The sequence below is a fragment of the Breoghania corrubedonensis genome (assembly GCF_003053845.1).
GTDB classification, from domain to species: Bacteria; Pseudomonadota; Alphaproteobacteria; order Rhizobiales; family Stappiaceae; genus Breoghania; species Breoghania corrubedonensis.
The window spans coordinates 59,980-76,688 of record NZ_QAYG01000001.1; the positions used below are offsets into that span (position 1 = coordinate 59,980).

Annotated in this window: 18 protein-coding genes and 1 tRNA gene; 2 read left to right on the top strand and 17 right to left on the bottom strand. The window is 63.2% G+C overall.

What is annotated here, in order from left to right; genetic code table 11:
- Positions 1 to 6 precede the first annotated feature (6 nt).
- From C8N35_RS00300 to C8N35_RS00375, 16 genes are all read right to left on the bottom strand, one after another.
- Positions 7 to 960 (bottom strand): DMT family transporter, encoded by a 954-nt coding sequence (locus C8N35_RS00300; protein WP_107987653.1) that lies wholly within the window; start codon positions 958 to 960, stop codon positions 7 to 9.
- 2 nt (positions 961 to 962) lie between these two features.
- A complete protein-coding gene (locus C8N35_RS00305) occupies positions 963 to 1,718 on the bottom strand; it encodes an HAD family hydrolase (protein ID WP_107987654.1) in 756 nt (251 codons plus the stop codon).
- Positions 1,719 to 1,723: 5 nt separating this feature from the next.
- Positions 1,724 to 2,635 carry a hypothetical protein gene (locus C8N35_RS00310; protein WP_107987655.1) on the bottom strand — a complete coding sequence of 304 codons (912 nt, stop codon included), beginning with the start codon at positions 2,633 to 2,635 and terminating at the stop codon, positions 1,724 to 1,726.
- Positions 2,632 to 3,360, bottom strand: a complete 729-nt coding sequence (locus C8N35_RS00315; protein WP_107987656.1) for an AfsA-related hotdog domain-containing protein — start codon at positions 3,358 to 3,360, stop codon at positions 2,632 to 2,634. Before C8N35_RS00315 ends, C8N35_RS00310 begins: the two co-directional genes overlap by 4 nt.
- A gap of 12 nt (positions 3,361 to 3,372) precedes the next feature.
- Positions 3,373 to 3,765, bottom strand: coding sequence for a carboxymuconolactone decarboxylase family protein (locus C8N35_RS00320; RefSeq protein ID WP_107987657.1), 393 nt, complete (start codon positions 3,763 to 3,765; stop codon positions 3,373 to 3,375).
- The gene (locus tag C8N35_RS00325; protein WP_107987658.1) at positions 3,762 to 4,412 is read right to left on the bottom strand and encodes a hypothetical protein; all 651 of its coding nucleotides are present in this window, start codon (positions 4,410 to 4,412) and stop codon (positions 3,762 to 3,764) included. The genes C8N35_RS00320 and C8N35_RS00325 overlap by 4 nt, the downstream gene beginning before the upstream one ends.
- 75 nt (positions 4,413 to 4,487) lie before the next feature.
- Positions 4,488 to 4,763, bottom strand: coding sequence for an acyl carrier protein (locus C8N35_RS00330; RefSeq protein ID WP_107987659.1), 276 nt, complete (start codon positions 4,761 to 4,763; stop codon positions 4,488 to 4,490).
- The gene (locus tag C8N35_RS00335; RefSeq protein WP_210203341.1) at positions 4,757 to 5,557 is read right to left on the bottom strand and encodes an SDR family NAD(P)-dependent oxidoreductase; all 801 of its coding nucleotides are present in this window, start codon (positions 5,555 to 5,557) and stop codon (positions 4,757 to 4,759) included. The genes C8N35_RS00330 and C8N35_RS00335 overlap by 7 nt, the downstream gene beginning before the upstream one ends.
- A complete protein-coding gene (locus C8N35_RS00340) occupies positions 5,557 to 6,891 on the bottom strand; it encodes a class I adenylate-forming enzyme family protein (protein WP_342753471.1) in 1,335 nt (444 codons plus the stop codon). Before C8N35_RS00340 ends, C8N35_RS00335 begins: the two co-directional genes overlap by 1 nt.
- 546 nt (positions 6,892 to 7,437) lie before the next feature.
- Positions 7,438 to 7,548: transfer RNA gene (locus tag C8N35_RS00345), tRNA-Thr, on the bottom strand.
- 327 nt (positions 7,549 to 7,875) lie between these two features.
- Positions 7,876 to 8,130: a hypothetical protein gene (locus tag C8N35_RS00350; protein ID WP_146177319.1), complete on the bottom strand. Its 255-nt coding sequence runs from the start codon at positions 8,128 to 8,130 to the stop codon at positions 7,876 to 7,878.
- Between the two features lie 125 nt (positions 8,131 to 8,255).
- Positions 8,256 to 8,486, bottom strand: a complete 231-nt coding sequence (locus C8N35_RS00355; protein ID WP_107987662.1) for a hypothetical protein — start codon at positions 8,484 to 8,486, stop codon at positions 8,256 to 8,258.
- A 6-nt stretch (positions 8,487 to 8,492) separates the two neighbouring features.
- Entirely contained in the window at positions 8,493 to 8,852 is a 360-nt protein-coding gene (locus C8N35_RS00360) for a hypothetical protein (RefSeq protein WP_107987663.1), read from the bottom strand.
- 101 nt (positions 8,853 to 8,953) lie between these two features.
- Positions 8,954 to 9,517, bottom strand: coding sequence for a glycoside hydrolase family 108 protein (locus tag C8N35_RS00365; protein ID WP_107987664.1), 564 nt, complete (start codon positions 9,515 to 9,517; stop codon positions 8,954 to 8,956).
- A gap of 81 nt (positions 9,518 to 9,598) precedes the next feature.
- Positions 9,599 to 10,201, bottom strand: a complete 603-nt coding sequence (locus C8N35_RS00370; protein ID WP_107987665.1) for a DUF4376 domain-containing protein — start codon at positions 10,199 to 10,201, stop codon at positions 9,599 to 9,601.
- Positions 10,201 to 11,844, bottom strand: coding sequence for a hypothetical protein (locus C8N35_RS00375; protein ID WP_107987666.1), 1,644 nt, complete (start codon positions 11,842 to 11,844; stop codon positions 10,201 to 10,203). Before C8N35_RS00375 ends, C8N35_RS00370 begins: the two co-directional genes overlap by 1 nt.
- Before the next feature lie 133 nt (positions 11,845 to 11,977).
- On the opposite strand from C8N35_RS00375, the gene C8N35_RS00380 reads away from it, so the two are divergent.
- Positions 11,978 to 12,259: a type II toxin-antitoxin system RelE/ParE family toxin gene (locus tag C8N35_RS00380; RefSeq protein WP_107988980.1), complete on the top strand. Its 282-nt coding sequence runs from the start codon at positions 11,978 to 11,980 to the stop codon at positions 12,257 to 12,259.
- 17 nt (positions 12,260 to 12,276) lie between these two features.
- Positions 12,277 to 12,579 (top strand): HigA family addiction module antitoxin, encoded by a 303-nt coding sequence (locus C8N35_RS00385; RefSeq protein ID WP_107987667.1) that lies wholly within the window; start codon positions 12,277 to 12,279, stop codon positions 12,577 to 12,579.
- A gap of 45 nt (positions 12,580 to 12,624) precedes the next feature.
- On the opposite strand, the gene C8N35_RS00390 is transcribed toward C8N35_RS00385, so the two are convergent.
- Positions 12,625 to 16,566 (bottom strand): hypothetical protein, encoded by a 3,942-nt coding sequence (locus C8N35_RS00390; protein WP_107987668.1) that lies wholly within the window; start codon positions 16,564 to 16,566, stop codon positions 12,625 to 12,627.
- Positions 16,567 to 16,709 lie beyond the last annotated feature (143 nt).

Below are 16,709 nucleotides of genomic sequence, written 5' to 3' on the forward strand. Positions count from 1 at the left end.
CCGGGATTATTCCGTAGCACGGGATACTTCGGCTTCCGTGGCAGCCGGCACTTCAACCGAGGGCCCGCTCAGCACCGACCAGAACTTCTTCAAGGCGCCGGAGGATATCATCACACCGGTGATGACGACGACGCCGGCAATGATCTGTTCGACCGTCACCTCCTGGCCGAAAGCGAAGGAGCCTAACACCGCGAAGACCGGCACCAGATGGAAAAACAGGGCCGTGTCGGCGACGCCGATGGCATGGAAGCCGCGGTTCCAGAAAATGTAAGCCAGCACGGAGCCGCAGGCGCCCATGAAGATCAGCGCGGCCCAGATTTCCCAGGAAAGCTGAAGCGTCATCGCGCCCGGCTCGCGCCAGACGGCCAGCACCAGCAGGATCAATCCGCCCATGATGGTGGTGATGCCGGTTGTCGTCAGCGGGGTGCTCTGCTTGACCCAGCGCTTGTTGATGATGCCATAGAGCGCCATGCTGACATTGCCGCCGATGATGAGCAGGTCGCCGACATTGGCTTCGGTCATTCCGCCCCTGGAGCCGAACATGATCAACGCGGCCACGCCTATGAAGCTGATCGTGGTACCGACCTTGTGGTTGCGGCTGATCGGTTCGCCCAGAAAGATGCGCGCGATCAGCGCGGTGACCAGCGGATTGGTCGCCATGATCAGGGCGCCATTGGTGGGTGAGGTGAACTGCATTCCAAAGAAGAAGAAGGCATTGAAGCCGACCACGCCGGCGATCGCCATGCCGAGGAAGGCCCAGAAGTTGCGCGCAAGCGTCGCCGTCCATCCCTTCTGCATGAACAGCAGCAACACGGCCATCAGCACCGCGGCGATACCGAAGCGCATGGCCGCGGTCGTCAGCGGCGGCAGCGAACTGACCGTCAGATGAGCGGCGTTGAAGGTAAGCCCCCAGAACAGGGCGGAGCAGACGAGTTCGAAATAAATCAGCAAATGTCGCATGGTCACAATCCTGAATGATGGTCAAATGGGTCGATATCCGGCTCGATGAAGCCCCAGCCGCGTTCTTCGGCCATTTCCTTCATCAAGGGGTCGCTGGAGACGATATGCGGATGCCCGACTTCCTCGAGCAGCGGCAGATCCGATACGTGATCGCCATAGGCCCAGCACGCCGACGCGTCGGCGCGACGTTCGGCCAGCAGGGCGCGGGCCGCGAACGCCTTGCCGGCTCCGATCATTTGCGGCGGCAGGATCTTGCCGGTGTATTGACCGCCGACGATCTCAAGGCGGGTGGCGAGGATGTGATCCACCGCAAGCTCCTCCGCGATCGGAGCCAGAAGCTCGATGAAGGAGCCGGACACCAGAACAATCGCGGTGCCCTGGCGTTGATGTTCGCGAAGGATTTCGAGCGTGGCCGGAATGTAGATGCCTCCGGGCATCGCCTTCATCTGCTCGAACCAGCGCGCGACGAGCGAGCGGGTCTGTTCCTCGCTCCGGCCGGCGAAACGGCTGTAGTAAAGGGCATTGATGAATTCGCGCGAACGGCCATGTTCGACATAGCGCGTCATCCGGCTCATGAAGCGGCGGTGACGAAGTCCGCCGATCAGGCTTGCGAGAGGTCCCGCATTCCAGCTCCAGAACGCGTCGAACGAGAACATCGACTTGAATTTCACAAGCGTTTCATCGACGTCGAAAAATGCGAACCGCTCACCGATGGCGGTCGCCGTCTCAAGCGACGGAGGGGTGGTCGGGCAGTCCATCGGGCTCAACTCCTCCCCGCGCGGGTGACGAACTCGCCGAAGCCGGGGACCGGCAGCTTCAGCTGGGCATGGACGTCGCCGCCGAGCCCGAACAGGCCGATCGCCCCGCCGTGGCTCATCTGGTAGCTCATCCACAGCAGAATGACGTTGATGACCCGGTTGCGCTTCGTGCCGTCGGGCGCATCCGTTTCGGGAAAGGGATCGGGCAGACGCGCCTGAAAGGAACCGTTGCCGTCACGGTCGGTGATCATGACATTGGGTATGCCGAGCGGGCCCGGACGGGTGGGCGCCTGAGGGTCGAAATCGCGCTCGCGCAGGCTCATGATCGTGTAGAGCGAATTCGGGATCAGCCCCGTGCAGTCCATCTCGAACAGGGCCGAACTGCCGTCGCCATCCACCGTGACCTGCAGGTTGCCTCTGGCCGCGATCCATTCGCCGAGCGTGATCGGGGTCTGCCGCTGCAATCCGTCCTCAGGCCGCAGGTCCGGTATCGGAACGGCGTGCAGCGGATAGCTCGGCCGTGCGCGCATGGCATGCGCGCTCGCCTGATCGGGTGCGAAACGGATCGTGTAGTTGTTTGTCGGAAGCGGGATCGGCAAGGTGCAGAGCGCCATCGCCGCGTCCTCGCGCGTAAGGTTGTCAAGATCAAGCTCGCGGCGGATCCGATAGGGCGCATTGTCCCCGAAGGGCGGCACCGGGCTGTCGGCGGCGACGATCGCCGCCCCCCATTCCGCCGCCGTACCGTGCGCGTGGTGAATTTCGATGTCCACCGGGCCCTCGCCCTTATCGGCCGCCCGCCCCCGGTTGATCCGGCCGATCACGACGAAGTCGCCGTCCTCGTTCATCAGTTCGCTCGGCGGATAGGTCGGCCCCTGGGTCGTGAGGGCGAGTTCGTAACTGCGCAACGTCGCCATCATTCCGCCTCCACCAGCTCCGCCTCGCCAACCGAAAGGAATGCCTCGACGGCCGCCCGGGCCGCAAAGGTCTCCTGGCGATCGTTGATGCGTTCGTCGATGACCCGGTATCTGGCCTCGATCGTCGCCGCGGTCCGGTCCACCTGGGTGACAACGACGCGAACATGGAACACCGACTGCATCGGCGCGCGCGAAACCTCGAGCAACTCAAGCGACAATTCCGCGGGCAGCGGAAAGAGGAAGCTCTCGAAGCTCGAGTTCACACTTTCCAGCACGAAGCGGGTGGGCCGGTCATGGTTCAACAGGAAGGCTTCCGACACGGCCGTCCACGTCTGCCGCGCCGCCTCGATCAGCGCCAGTCCCTGGATGTGCTGACCTGTCTGGTGATCCGCAATCACCTCGTTTTCGTCATCGAGCAGCAGATCGGCGACGAAGCGATCCGCCTCGATGCGGCGCGGAGGGGAGATCATGATGTTCTTGGCGACCCTCTTGTGGGTCAGCGCATGATCCGCGCGCTGTGGCGTCGTGCCGGCCATCGCACATGAGGGCACGACGGTCCCAAGTTCCTCCACTTCCTCCGGCGAGAGGCCCTGGCCCAGGCAGACCCGCTTTTCGACCGGGGCGCCGAGCCGGGTCGTCGCCATGAAGTCGGACAGGCAGAAGACCTCCGGGTTGCGTGCGAAGTTGTCGAAACGGTCCCCGACCAGGATTGCGACATCTTTAGCCATGGTGACGCTCCTTCAATGGGTGTCGGCGGCGGCGGCCTCGGCTTCCGCGCAGACGCGACGCACGACGGCCATCGCGTTGAGCGCGGCCGGGAAACCGGAATAGGCGGCCACGTGGTGAATGATCTCGGTGAGCTCTTCGCGCGTCAGGCCCGCTCTCAGACCGCCGCGCACGTGAATCTCGAGCTGCGGCAACGCAAAACCCATGGCCGCGAGCGCCGAAATGGTGACGATCTGGCGGGTTCGCAGATCGAGTTGCGGGCGCGTGTAGACATCCCCGAAAATGAACTCGACGAGTTGCTCGCCGAAGGCGGGCGCGAATTCGCTCAGCTTGTCGATGACGGCGACGCCATCGGGACCGTTCAGGGCGGTAAGCGCCGCCAGGCCGCGTTCGTAGCGCTCGCTCATGCCGCCACCTCCAGAAGGTCCGCGAAGGCATCGGGTCGCGCGAAGATGCGGCAATCGAGACCGGCCGGACCGCCGGCGATATAGCGCTGGCCGGCCTGTTTGAGGATGTCGGTATAGGACGGCGTCTGGTAGGCGCCCCTGTAGATGGCGGGGTTCACGGAAAAGCCGACGACGAACATCACCCCGGGCCGGGTGCTCATCACCGACTGGTATGAGCGGAAGTCGTCGATCTCGGGCCGCTCGCGCAGATCGGCATAGATCGTGCGCTCGCGCCATGCCCGGTATTCGGAATAGAGCGGTGGCGGCACCTCGATATGGCGCATCTCGACCATCGGCGCCGCCGTGATCGCGCCCTCGCCGGGAACCAGATCCTCGACATGGGCAAGGATTTCGTGACGCCATTCGCCGGCCAGATTCGCGACCGCGGCGCGTTCGGCGTCGGCTCGCTCGGCGAGGACGCCACCGAGCGTGTCGAGGCTTTCGAAGGCGGTGAGTTCCATGACGACATCGTCATCGAGCGCGGCGAAAGTGGCGTGCGCGCGCGAACCGGTACGATCGCGCCCGGCAAGCCGGTTGGCGAGTTCCAGTTTTTGGCCGGATTGCACCGGGACATGAGAATAAAGGAGATATTGCGCGGGACTGGTCATGTTTCCCCTCGTCGGGCTGGCGTGTTGAGCAGGTTTTCGGGGCGCCGGTTTCGCGGCGGCTGGCTCAGGCCTGGCTCAGGCGGTGGCCGGTTCGCAGGTCATGGCGCTGTAGGCGCGCGTCAGATCGGCGATGCTGCGCATGTCGACAATGGAGAAGCGCGTGAGGAAGGGATCGACCTTGAAGTCGTCTTCCAGCGCGATGAAGAGCCCGGCCATTTCCAGCGAATCCAGGCCCAGTCCGTCCGCCAGCGGCTTGTCGGCGGCCAGCCCCTCGGCGGGCTTGTTGCTGGCGAGCAGGATCTGCCTGACGTGCTCGGTGATCCTGTGTTCGATTTCGGTCGCGGTCAGCATGTGTAACCTCCGTCAACAATGAGCGTTTGTCCGGTAATGAAGGCTGAGGCATCCGAGGCCAGGAACATCACCGCATCGGCGACCTGTTCCACGTCCGAAAGCCGGTGCAGTGGCGTGCGGCGGGCGATCCGATCACGCCGGCTCTCGTTGAGCGAGGCCACCAGATCGGTGGCGAAAAAGCCCGGAACGATGGAATTCACCCGGATGTTCAAGGGTCCGAGCTCGCGCGCCATCGAGCGGGTGAACCCGTCCAGTCCGGCCTTGCTGGCGGTGTAGATCGACACTCCCTGGTGGCCGCGCACCGAATTGATCGAGGAGATGTTGATCACCGCACCGCGGCGGTGACGCATCATCGCCTTCACGCATGCCTTGGTGAGCAGGATCGGGCCGGTCAGGTTGACGGCGATCAGCCTTTCGATGTCGCTCTCGCCGGTCATCGCGAGCAGCCCTTCCACCAGCATGCCGGCATTGTTCACCAGCAAGTCGATCCGGCCGAAACGTTCGATGCTGAGCGTCGCGAATTCACGCAGCTGGTCAGCCGAGGCCATGTCGGCGGGATGCCAGAACAAGCGCTCGTCCAGCTCGCCCGCATCCACTCCGATATCCGACGCGGCGACATCGGGCGGCCCGCTGCGGCTGAAGGTGGCGACGTTCCAGCCCTGGCGAAGAAGCCGGCGCACGACCGTGGCGCCGAGCCCGCGGCTGCCGCCGCTGACGACGGCGGTTTGCCCTTTCGCGGCGGCGAGCGCGGCGGTGGACATGTCTCGTGGCAGGGAGGGGGCCGGCATCTGCATCAAACCGCCCTCACCTTCTTCAACCGATCGGAATGCATCGGCCGATCGGTCAGTTCGACCACGACCGGAACCTTGAACGGCTCCAATCGCGTCCCACAATGCGCGCGCACCCGCTCTCGCAGCGTGGCAGCAGGTTCCGGCTCGCTCAGCCGCAGCACGGCACGCACAACCATGCCGGTGATCGCGCTCGGCTTGCCGGAAACGGTCGCTTCGACGACGCCCTCCATTTCCAGCAGGACGCTCTCGACCTCGTTGGGATAGACCTTCTCGCCGCCGACATTGATCAGTTCGGACTTGCGGCCGAGCACCTTGATGTAGTCGCCGTCGATCTCGACCGCGTCCTGGGTGTTGAAGAAGCCGTCATCGTCAAAGGGAGCGGGCGCGTTGAGGTAGCCCAACATCGCCATGTCGGATTTGATCCAGAGGATTCCGTCGAGGATCTTGTGCTCGAAGCCGCGGCTGCCAAGCTTCATCCACAATGAGGAATCGTCCTTCGACATGGTGGGCAGAATGCCGACTTCGGAAAGACCGTAAGTCTGTTTCAGACGGATACCGGGAAGGGTTTCGCAGAGCTTCTTCAATGTCTGCGGCGGCATCGGTTCGGTGCCGTAGGTGATCAGCTTGAGCGCGCTCAGATCGCGCCGGGCGAGTTCGCCCGAAAGGAGGCTCATGGTCAGGAAAGTCGGCGTCGTGGGCAACGTGTCGGCGCCATAGGTCTCGATCGCGGAGAACACCGCCTGCGGCGTGCGTTCCGCCGTGGTGACGACGCAGCCGCCGTGAACCAGCGTGTTCATCAGCGTGTTGATGCCGCCGATATGGTCGAGCGACAGAAAGCCCAGCGTGCGGCGCGGACGCAGCTTGCTGCGGTCGTAATTGGCCAGCAGCTTCGCGAAATCGAGCACCGAAGCCTTGCTGCGCCCCGTGGTGCCGGAGGAAAACAGCACCAGTCCCGGGGCCGCCGCGTCGCGCAGTCTCTGATAGAGAGGATGCCCGGAAATCCGGGCTGTGCGCCGGACCGTGCCATCGCCCAGGATTTGACATTCGACCTCGGCGAAATCCAGAAATTCGGCGCGCTTGGCCTCGGGCCCCGCCGGCAGCGGAACGATGATGCTGCGATTTTCGATCAACGCCACAAGCAAGGCGCATGTCTCGGGCGTATAGACCCCGTCGAAAGCGACCACCTCGCCCGGACGAACCGAATTCGCGGACAAGAAATGCGCCTGCCTGTCAAGCAATTCGGCAAATTCTCTGTAATCGATGGCCCTGTCATGGAAAATTATGACCGGATGATTTTCAAATTCAGTGATAATTTCATGTATATTCATGTTGGCCATAAATAAGCCTCCAATATGATGTAAACATATTGCATCACAAGCTCCGATAGTCCCGTATATTCGAAAATATATTTTCGGAATATTTTCCAGCAGACGACAGACATCGCCCTCTACTTCCAGCGCGGGCGCTGCAATGGGAGGAAGATCACAAAGACGGCGTCCGCGGGCGGGCGTCAGCGTTGGACAGTCGCACGAAGGCGGAGCCGGGAAACCGGGCTGCTCGCAAGCGGGGCCTTGATGGGATGAGAGATCGCTCAGGCGGCGAATGATGGCTTGCTGTCAGCCAGACCTGTCGTCCCCGCAGCCCGTTTGGAGGCGTGCCGGTCCAGGCGTGTCCGCGACCCGCGGATATCAGGAAGAACAACGGCCGGCATGAGAACGGCCGGGCGGTGCCTCGGACAACAGCCAGCAAGCAACAGAGCAGCCTGCCGCCCCGGTGTCACACGCGGCAACCTGCACATTTCCGGACAACGCCAGGCAGAGCACGAGTCACAAATGAAATCGCAGGCAAGGACCGGACTGTCTTTACGATTGTGCGGGAAATGATGGTGCTGCCAGAGAGATTCGAACTCTCGACCTCTCCCTTACCAAGGGAGTTCCTAGAAATGAGCCTGACAAATATAAACCATAAAAAGACGAATAAATTCATATAGATACATGGAGATCCGGCGGGGAGGAATTTCCCTCTATATGCAGTTTTATGCGGAACATATCAGGAGCATACTGAGAACGCGCAAGCCAGCGCGGACAAAACCGGGACAATTTGTTCCATCTATATTCCTACCAACGGTACCCCGCCGACGTCGGAAAACACCCTGAACGCTGCCTTGCGGAGGCTTAGGTTCACCAAGGCCCTTCACCGTCCCCGCTCCGCCTCGATGCGCTCCACGGCCGCCCGCAGGTACTTCAAATCCGACCGGAGTTCCATGAGCAACTCACCTGGCTCACGCGATCCACCTGCCGTTCGCGCTCCTCCTTCTCCCCCTATTTCACCGCCCCCTTGAACCCCGCCCACACAGCCGCGATAACCGCTGTCATCGCGGCCGTCACGAACACGGTGATCATCCTGCCCTTCATGGCTTCGGCGCCTTTCCGGGCCTGTCGCAGGAACAGCATGTCGGCCTGACTGGCGCGCAGGTCGTCAACGTCGATACCCGCGCGCCGCAGCGCTTCGCCCGTCCCTTCCCGGCTCGCCTCTTTCACCAGTTGCCGCATGGCTGCTAAATCGGCCTCATTCATTCCGCGCATCCCCACACAGACTTTCGATTGCTGCGTTCAGCCCGGCGATCTGGCGCCGGGTCTCTCTCGTGTCGTTTCGCGAATAGCGGATCGGCTGCAACACACCGCCGCAGGCATCGGAGACGTCAGTCTCGAAGGTTCGGGTCGCTGTCGTCTGGCACCCCGCCAGAAGCATCAAACCGAGCAATGGCGGCAGCAGACGCAGCCTCGGCCTTGTTCGCGGCATCTTTCGACGCCTCCAGTTGGGCCGCTATCGCCTCCGCCGCCCCGGCATCGAGGAGTTGCCTGTCTCCAAGAAACCCCACGAACTTCCGAAGCAGCGAGAGCGCGGCCAGGATGATCTTGAGCCACGTCATGAGCAGTTAGACGGCCGGGGACGAGCCGGCATCCTCGCCGTTGCCCTTGTTGAGAGCGGCGTTCGCTGCATAGGCGTTGCCGATGGTCGCCACCGCGTCGGCATTGGTGTTCTTGCCGAAGTTGAGGGCCAGGAAATTCAGCACCGCCAGCACATAGCCCCACCACCGGTTATCGCTCTTGGTGGCGGTCGCCGCCGTGATGGCGTTGGCGACCAGAACGAGCGAGGCGAGCACGCTCCAGATCGTCGCCGCGTTGTCGGACCAGAAGCCCGTCACGGTGGAAATCCAGGCGGTATCCGCAGCGAAGGCCGAACCGGAGGTGAGCGCCAGACCGGCAAGGCCGAGAACCACAGAGAAAATGCGCATATCAGTCTCCATCGTCCCTGATCGAGCACAACAAGGCCGCGGCCAGCCAGGGACCAACCGGCGCGGAAAAGGACTGATTGTCGGAAAGGACAGAGCCCGGCTTATCGGGATGCGGCACGGGCGAGCAGGATCGCGCGATCCAGAACGCCGGTATCGCCCGGCTGGAAGCGGGCGCGATAACCTTCGACGCGGTGCGTCCAGCCTCGCCCGAAGGTGGCAAAGGTGGATAGCCGGTGCAGGAATGACATGCGCCGCTTGCAGACGGCAGTGATCAAGGCTTCCGGATCGGCAGTACGGGCAGCGGCAAGCGTGATGTTGCCGATGATCCCGTCTGCGCGCACGCCGATAGCCCGCTGGAGCGTCTTGACCGCCCGGCGCACGCCGGAGTTCACGGCGAAATCGAACACCGCGAAATCCACCCCCGGGGGCACACTGTCGCCCCTGATCGCCTCCCAGTACTGACCACGATAGATCGAGGCGACCTCGTCGGCCGTGATGTGGCTGACGCTTTGCGGGCGCAGTCCCAGGCGTTTGCGATAGGCGGTATAGACGCGCTGCGTAATGCCCCGGTTCGTAGCGCCGCCGGGGTCTTTCGGGTGGTTGATATAGCCGCCCTCGTAGGCCAGCACCCATTCCAGGCACTGGCGGTAGTTCTGAAAGGACATGGGTAATCCTCATACATGCAGGCACAAAAAAGCCCGCTTGGGAGCGGGCAGCGAATGTTCTGATTTTCAGTACTGGTAAGGTCAGCCGCCTCTCGCAGCTTCAAACGCCGCATCGACGGCCTCGCGCGTCGTCACGTCGCCGGCCTTGATCGCAGCCGAGACGGTTTCTTCCGCCGCAAAGCACGCTGCGACATGGGCGAGCACCGCGTCCGACAGCGCGACAATCGCCGCCGCATCGAGGGCGAACCAGCCGTTGAGCGCCTTCCATGTGGTGGAGAACCCGGCTTCCGCGCCAGCCTTCACACGCGCCGCCAGGATCTTGCCTTGACTGTCGCGATCGGTGGCGATTTCCATCGTGTCGACAACGAGCCCGCCGGTTTCCGCATCGAAGCGGATGGACGCGAGATAAGCCTTGAGCTCGTCGGCAGACGGCGCTGGCGCCGGTGGCGCGCTCCACGTCCCGTCATCGCTGCGGACGTATCCGGCGAACACGTCGTCCTCGACCTCCTGCCAGCCATCCGCGATCACCCCGACGACAGCGGCGCGCGCCGGTTGCAGGATGATGGTCTCTCCGTCCGCGTCCGTCTCCGCGATCTCCTCCACCGCCTCTTGCGGCGCCACGGACCACACCGGAACCTTACTGATCGTGCGGGCGATGCCGTCAATGACCAGGGCGTATTTCATCAGGCGATCCTCCGGAAAATGACCTCGGCGAATGTCTCCGGTCCGCCATGCCCAACCGCCACGCCAAGGGCCTGGTCGGCGTTGGTGTTGACGTATTGCTGGAACTCGACCGATGCGGCGGAGGCGAGCACGAAACGCCCGATCACACACAACGTGCCTGCATTGGCTTCTTTTGATCTGGCGTAGTAGGCGGAGCCCTCGCAAAGCGTGACGTCATGCGTCACGTCCTGAAGACGCAACTGCGTGGAACTCGTCGCATAGGTGGCCGCAACGCCGTGAACGAGATACGTGCCGGCGGGAAGCGTCACCCGGTTTTCCGCAAGGCTCGCGGATGGGATGTTGTTCGCCTCGATCGTCTGCAACGGCCGCGCGAACCAGACCTTCGTCGCGTCCGCATAGCCGCCGGCCTCCCCGCTCGGCCGCTCGTCGCGGACCCACAGGATCGCGTCACGCGCCGCGTTGACATAGGCCGTGTTCGCCGCCCGCAGGGAGTTGTCGCCCAGGGTTTGCGTTGGAACCTGGAGCTCCGAATAGACGCGCATGACGGAGCTCGCGCGGTCCACGCCGAAGATCGTCGCCGAGGCGGTTCCGTCGTCATGATAGGAGGACAGGGAGAGATTGGAGCCCGCATCGTCTCCCGTCTCAGGGGTCGCGTTGGCGTGCAAAGACCAGCGGTTGATGCCGCCCGTTAGCCAGCGGAACATCGCGCTCCAGCCGGACGGGGCGTCCGCGTCAATGAAGGCGCTGCCCTTCTCCGAAATCGCCCGCACGCGGGTATTGCCGGCCGATCGGCGCAAGATGAGATCGCCGCCGGCCGAAATCGTCCCGCCGACGGACCAGTTGCCGGCGACGCCAGTGGTTGGGGCCTTATTCTGGTCAAGCACTTCCAGCGCCGCTTGCACGTTGGTGGAACCGATCCCGCCGACAGACGCGACCGAGATAAGCCTTGCCGGCGCCCCCACCGCGCTTTCCGCCTGTTCAGCAAACTTCTGTGCGTCTTGCCGTGCGGCGATCGCCTTTTCTTCCGCCGCTTCAGCTCCGCGTCGGGCCGTCAAAGCCCCCGCCGCGTCGGCCGCCGCATTGCGTTCCGATTGCGCCGCGGCTCTGGCGGAGCCCGCCGAGGAAGTCATGTGGCCCGCAAGAGTTTCCGGATCATAGGCGACCGTCTCAAGGCGTTGGTTCGCCCCCATTCGCGCGACATGCCCCTTCGGCCAGCTCGTCGGCACTTCCAGCACGGGGAGATCCCCTTGCTGAGTGGCCGGGACCGCGATCGATCGGGAGGCACGCGCCTCAACCGCCTGAATGCTCAGCGCCATCTTGTCGAGCGCATTGGAAATGACGGCCGTATCGAGTTTCGATCCGTCGAACGCGTAGCCCTGCGCATAGTCGCTGACGAGCGCGATTGTCAGATAGCAGCCGGCGGGGAGAAGCGACGGATCGAAATGGATCGCGCCGGTGGAGAAGGCGCCGCCGCTCACGGTGAACTGGTCCCCGTGCGTCCAGACTGTATTCCGTCCCTGGGCATCCGTCGCGATGACGGACAGATCGCCGGCATCGTGGAACACAAAGTCGATCTGGGCGGAGCCGGTCACACCGTCGCCCATGACCTGAACCCGTCCCGTCCTGAACGCGGGAATTGTCATGTCTGTTTTCCTGATTGGATGAAGAGCAGTAGGAAGTCAGCAGGCTCGCCCCAGACCCGCTGTATCGCCGCATGATACTTTTTGTTTGACTTCGGTGTGTATCACGCTATGATACATTTCATCAGAGGCGATGATGATACGGTCATTCAAGGACAAGACGACGGAGCGAATTGCAGAAGGTAAAGCTCCAAAGGGCTTCCCTTCAAACTTGGTTCGCTCGGCTGTGCGCAAACTCACAATCCTGGAGAATGCCACGGACCTCAATGATCTGCGGTCCCCGCCGGGAAACCGCCTGGAGGCTCTTCGCGGCGACCGGGAAGGGCAGCACTCCATTCGAATTAACGATCAATGGCGGATCTGTTTCGTCTGGGCAGAGGGCAATGCCCACGATGTCCAGATCGTCGATTATCACTAGGACCAAGGAGAACCGAAATGGCTGCCGTTCTTCCTCCGGTTCATCCCGGAGAAATCCTTCGCGAGGAATACCTTGTTCCGCTTGGCCTGAGTGCCGGTGCGCTCGCTCGCAAGATCGGCGTCCCCCGCACGCGTATTGAGCGCGTTGTGAAGGAGGAAACCGCGATCACGACTGACACGGCGTTGAGGTTAGCCGCACTCTTCCACACGTCGCCGCAATTCTGGATGAACCTTCAGACCAGCTACGATCTCAAGATTGCCGAGAAGAAGCTGGCCGGCGAGTTGCACCGGATCGAGACGGAAGAGCGCCTTGCATCCTGATGGCAAAAACCGTTTGGATTGCTCCACCTGCCCTATTGAGCGAGTTCATTCCACCGCGTTTTCAAGCGCGGGTCTGACCTCAGTATTCAGCAGCGTGCGTGCTCCGGGCAGCGTGCCGCCGGGCACAAGGCGAAGCATCGCCTTCGCCCCCTGCCTGTTGACCTCGCCCCTTGCCACCTGTGAGGCGATCGTCACCAGATCCTGGACGAGCCCCACACTCGGCCCGAAAAGGGCGCCCATGGAATTGCGTGAGGCGTAGCGCGAAACCGTGCCGCCCGTGTCCCGATCGCCGGCCGCTGTCTGCAACGCCGACGTGATCGTGAGCGGGACCGGCCCCACATGACTCACGCCGATCTTGTCCATGGTGTTGGAGATCTGAAACGGGATCGCCAGCAGCCCGGAGCGATCGAGGCCGTTGACGATCCACTCGCCCGGATTGTCCAGCAGCCGCTCGGCCCGGTCGTCGTCGCCGCGCTCCTTGTACTTCGCCCACGAGACGAGCATGCCCAGCGCGGTCGAGAACACCATCTGTTCGGCCAGCCGGTGCGGGCGCTCCTGCAAGCCGGCAATCAACACGCGCTGATGGCTGGCAAGGGCGAAGGACTGGAACTGCGTGACGACCTTGCCCCAGTTGGAATGCGTCCACAGAGGTGTATCGGCCACGCCCTTTGTGACGATCGTCCGATCGACATCCTTGTTCAACGCCGCGGCAAAGGCCCGGCGCGCGACACCATCGTCCCAGGCTTCGACATTGGCGCCGTAGACGTTCTTCTCCCGCACGCCGTGCGAACGAAACTGCGCGGCAACTCGGTGCATCATCTCCTCATCGAAACCCAGATAGGCCATATAGGCCCGCTCTTCTCTCGACATGGCGCCGGGCCGGAGCGCGTTCCGCATGATCCGGTTTTGCGTCATTACCGACGCCATGGTCTTCATGGTGTCGTTCCACGCGCCCAGAAAGGTCAGCCGCGAAAACACGTTGGAGGAATTGGAGAGAAACCGCTCGAACGTGGAGCCGTAGGCATACGGGTCCGTCAGTTCCGCCAATTGCGCCAGCCGCGTCTGCAGCACGGTTTCCGTAACCGCCCCGAGAGCCCGCGCATCGGCCCGGGAGATCTTCGCCGCCTTGAGGCGCGAGACAAGAATGGGCAGCCCGTCCCGCATCGTGGCGCGCACGCCGTGCACGGCGACGGAACGCGACAGGTCCGACAGGCTGGAGAGCGCCACACCGCCCAACAGCCGCATGTAATTGAACGTCAGCGCGGCCCGCGTCAGCCTCCCCCAGTTGGAATTTTGTTCGGCTGAGCGATATGTGCCCCGGATCATGTCGCGAAACGCCGAGAGGTTGAGTTCGTCCCGCTCGAACGCCTTCGTCAGTCTCTTGCGCTCTGCTTCCGTCTTCGCCGCATTGAGCCTCTGATGATATTCATCCTTCAGCGCCTGGAACTGGTCGCGCATGTCGGCCCGGCCAAACTTCGCGGTCAACTCCACCTCGGCCCCGACCGTTCGCGCGTATTGGCGGGTGATGGCGTCCATGTCGTTGACGAGGAAGCCTTCGAGTTCCACGTCGGGGATATGGAGGGTGCGGCCCTTGAGCGGGCCCCGCGTTGCCGGGGTGAGCCATTGCGGCATATCCCCCTGACCGTTGCCCGTGACGTTGTCATAAACCGAGTTGACGATCTCGTTCACGTACTCGTTGAAATCTTCCGGCGAAATGAAATCCAGATCGTCCCCGGCATCCTTGGGCAAATAGGGCTTCAGCTTCTCGACTTTGGCCTCGCCTTTGATAACTCGCCCATCGACACCATTCTTATCGTGCCGGAGCGCACGCAGCTCGGCCGCGATTTCCGGCGTGACCTTGCCTGCGGGAACGGCCTCCAGCTCCTCGATACGCTTGCCCAAACGCGATTGCCGGGCCTTCACCTGCCCCAGCCCTTTCCGGGCGTCGGCATAGTCAACCAGGATAGACACGCGCCGGGAGCCATTGGCGTACTGGCGCACCTCGTTGATCCGCGCTTCAAGCTCGTTCAACTCGTCCGCCAGCTTGTCGGCAGACGCGCCGGCAATTGTCTGTTCTTTAGCGACATCGTCGGTCAGCCGGTCGAAATCCTCCAGGTCGCGGTTCATCGCGGCAATGCGCTTGTCGAGATCCGTTAGCTGATGTTCCGCCCTGACCGCATTGTCGAGGTATTGGCCGACCTCTTTCACACTCGCATTCGGGGACAGCCCGATACTGTCGAGCCAATGCTCGACATTCTGTTCCAGCGCATCCCGAGCCGCCTCTTCCGCCAGTTCATCGCCCTCGCGCAGAGGATTGCCGCCCAACTCGTCCCGGATCGCGGCCAGCACCTCGTCTCGATCGACATAGCCGCTGTCTGGGTCGGACATGCGCGCAAGCAACGGGTCTTCGCCCGCCACGAGATTGTCGATATCGCGCAAGCCCGCCTCCTTGCGCAGAAGGCCCGGCACGGTCTTGTGGGTTACCCCCATATGGCGCAATTCGGCTGCCAGATCGGAATCGGCGCGCACGCCGCCATGCGCCTTCAGGATGCCGAGGATCGGGTACCGGGCGCGCGACGGGCGCGCGCGGCCAACCCGCGCCACATCCTTCATGATCGCGTCGTCATGGCGCATGGACTTCGCCACGTCGAGCACCGAGCGCGGGACTCGATCTTGCAGCACGTCGAACCGCTTGCCCTCCTCCTTGCGGATCAAATCGACCTTTCGTGCGCGCGCGGACTTCCGCTTCGCCAGACGGCCTTCCACGTTCTTCAGGCGCGTGTGAGCGCGCGCAAGCTCGTCATCGAGATCGGTGGCCTTGTTGATGGTCCGCGCGATGCGGATTTCCTCCTGCCGGTCCTGCGCACTGCGAACGGCACCCGAAACATGCCTTCGCACGATCGCCTTGAACTCGGCCGCACGGGCGATGATCTTTGGCCGGTCATAGACACGCGTCAGGTAACTGAGAGCGGTGTCGAGGTGCAGGTTTTCGGGCAGGATGCGCAATTCCTGCATGCGTTTCAGGAGAGGATCAAAGATCTTCTGACGCGCCAGTTGCGCGGCTTGCGTCACGAACTCGTTGCCGTTCGGGTCGGCATCACCACGCCGGGCAGCATAGGCGACGGCCTGCGTGAACTCGCGGCGCCGGCCCTTCCATTGCCCGGCCTTGCGTGCCGCCCGGTAGAGCTTCTTTTCACCGCGCAGATACTCGGCAACCGCGCCGCGCTCATAGTACTTCACCAGGTTCTCGACACTCGCCCCGGTGGACGAGATGTCGCCGCCGTGCGTCAGATCACTGCCGAGCGACCGGCCTTCCATGTTCATTTTCGTGTAGATCGGATTGTCCACGAGACGGGCGTAGGCCGCCCGCGTCGTCTGAAACGGGCTGAACATGGTCTCCACGCCGGGGTTGATCCGGGCCGCAGCCGTTGCGCGCGCAACTGCCTGGGCGGCTTTTGAGCCCCCTACCCCCAGATCCTCAAGCGTGGCCCGTCCGGCCTCCTCAACGGCGGCGGCACCGGCCGAGCGCATCCTGGCTATGACGGCATTGGAAGCCGCGACCGGATCCGCAACCTCTCCCGTCAGGTCCTTCACCAGCTGATCGCCGGCACGCTGGAATTCGCCATGCGACAGCCACCGCGCGGCGCCAGCCCCCAGAAGCCCGCCGAGGATTACCGAACCGCCGATATTGGTCATGCTTTCCGAGGCCGACCGCAAATCCTGCGTGGACTGCAAACCGGCCTCCTGAACAGCGGCGCCAACGCCGGCCGCACCGCTCGCCATGAGCGCGGTTTTCGTCGCGGAGTACCCGAGCTTGCCGCTGCGAACGATGGCGCCGCCGGGGATCAACATGGTGGGATCCAGCACGGCCGCCAGCAGGTCGCCCGTCAGGCTGCCGGCCCAGCCGCTCGCGGCCAGTCGCCTGTTGCGCGCCTCTTCCGCGTCCAGCTGCACCACCTTGGCCCGCGCTTCCTCCACGTTGAACACGTCGTCAAAGGCATCGGGATGGGCTTGCGTCGCCTCGCGGATATCCGGATCGTCGTCAAGGAAGACGTTGTATTCCGGGTCGATCCTGTCGGAGACGCCCCAATGGTAATAGACGCTCGCTCCAGCCGATCCGATATTGTTGT

Excerpts from the sequence above, each read along its gene's own strand:
- C8N35_RS00300 (WP_107987653.1), bottom strand. The coding sequence starts at position 960 with ATGCGACATTTGCTGATTTATTTCGAACTCGTCTGCTCCGCCCTGTTC.
- C8N35_RS00305 (WP_107987654.1), bottom strand. The coding sequence starts at position 1,718 with ATGGACTGCCCGACCACCCCTCCGTCGCTTGAGACGGCGACCGCCATC.
- C8N35_RS00310 (WP_107987655.1), bottom strand. The coding sequence starts at position 2,635 with ATGATGGCGACGTTGCGCAGTTACGAACTCGCCCTCACGACCCAGGGG.
- C8N35_RS00315 (WP_107987656.1), bottom strand. The coding sequence starts at position 3,360 with ATGGCTAAAGATGTCGCAATCCTGGTCGGGGACCGTTTCGACAACTTC.
- C8N35_RS00320 (WP_107987657.1), bottom strand. The coding sequence starts at position 3,765 with ATGAGCGAGCGCTACGAACGCGGCCTGGCGGCGCTTACCGCCCTGAAC.
- C8N35_RS00325 (WP_107987658.1), bottom strand. The coding sequence starts at position 4,412 with ATGACCAGTCCCGCGCAATATCTCCTTTATTCTCATGTCCCGGTGCAA.
- C8N35_RS00330 (WP_107987659.1), bottom strand. The coding sequence starts at position 4,763 with ATGCTGACCGCGACCGAAATCGAACACAGGATCACCGAGCACGTCAGG.
- C8N35_RS00335 (WP_210203341.1), bottom strand. The coding sequence starts at position 5,557 with ATGCAGATGCCGGCCCCCTCCCTGCCACGAGACATGTCCACCGCCGCG.
- C8N35_RS00340 (WP_342753471.1), bottom strand. The coding sequence starts at position 6,891 with ATGGCCAACATGAATATACATGAAATTATCACTGAATTTGAAAATCAT.
- C8N35_RS00350 (WP_146177319.1), bottom strand. The coding sequence starts at position 8,130 with ATGAATGAGGCCGATTTAGCAGCCATGCGGCAACTGGTGAAAGAGGCG.
- C8N35_RS00355 (WP_107987662.1), bottom strand. The coding sequence starts at position 8,486 with ATGACGTGGCTCAAGATCATCCTGGCCGCGCTCTCGCTGCTTCGGAAG.
- C8N35_RS00360 (WP_107987663.1), bottom strand. The coding sequence starts at position 8,852 with ATGCGCATTTTCTCTGTGGTTCTCGGCCTTGCCGGTCTGGCGCTCACC.
- C8N35_RS00365 (WP_107987664.1), bottom strand. The coding sequence starts at position 9,517 with ATGTCCTTTCAGAACTACCGCCAGTGCCTGGAATGGGTGCTGGCCTAC.
- C8N35_RS00370 (WP_107987665.1), bottom strand. The coding sequence starts at position 10,201 with ATGAAATACGCCCTGGTCATTGACGGCATCGCCCGCACGATCAGTAAG.
- C8N35_RS00375 (WP_107987666.1), bottom strand. The coding sequence starts at position 11,844 with ATGACAATTCCCGCGTTCAGGACGGGACGGGTTCAGGTCATGGGCGAC.
- C8N35_RS00380 (WP_107988980.1), top strand. The coding sequence starts at position 11,978 with ATGATACGGTCATTCAAGGACAAGACGACGGAGCGAATTGCAGAAGGT.
- C8N35_RS00385 (WP_107987667.1), top strand. The coding sequence starts at position 12,277 with ATGGCTGCCGTTCTTCCTCCGGTTCATCCCGGAGAAATCCTTCGCGAG.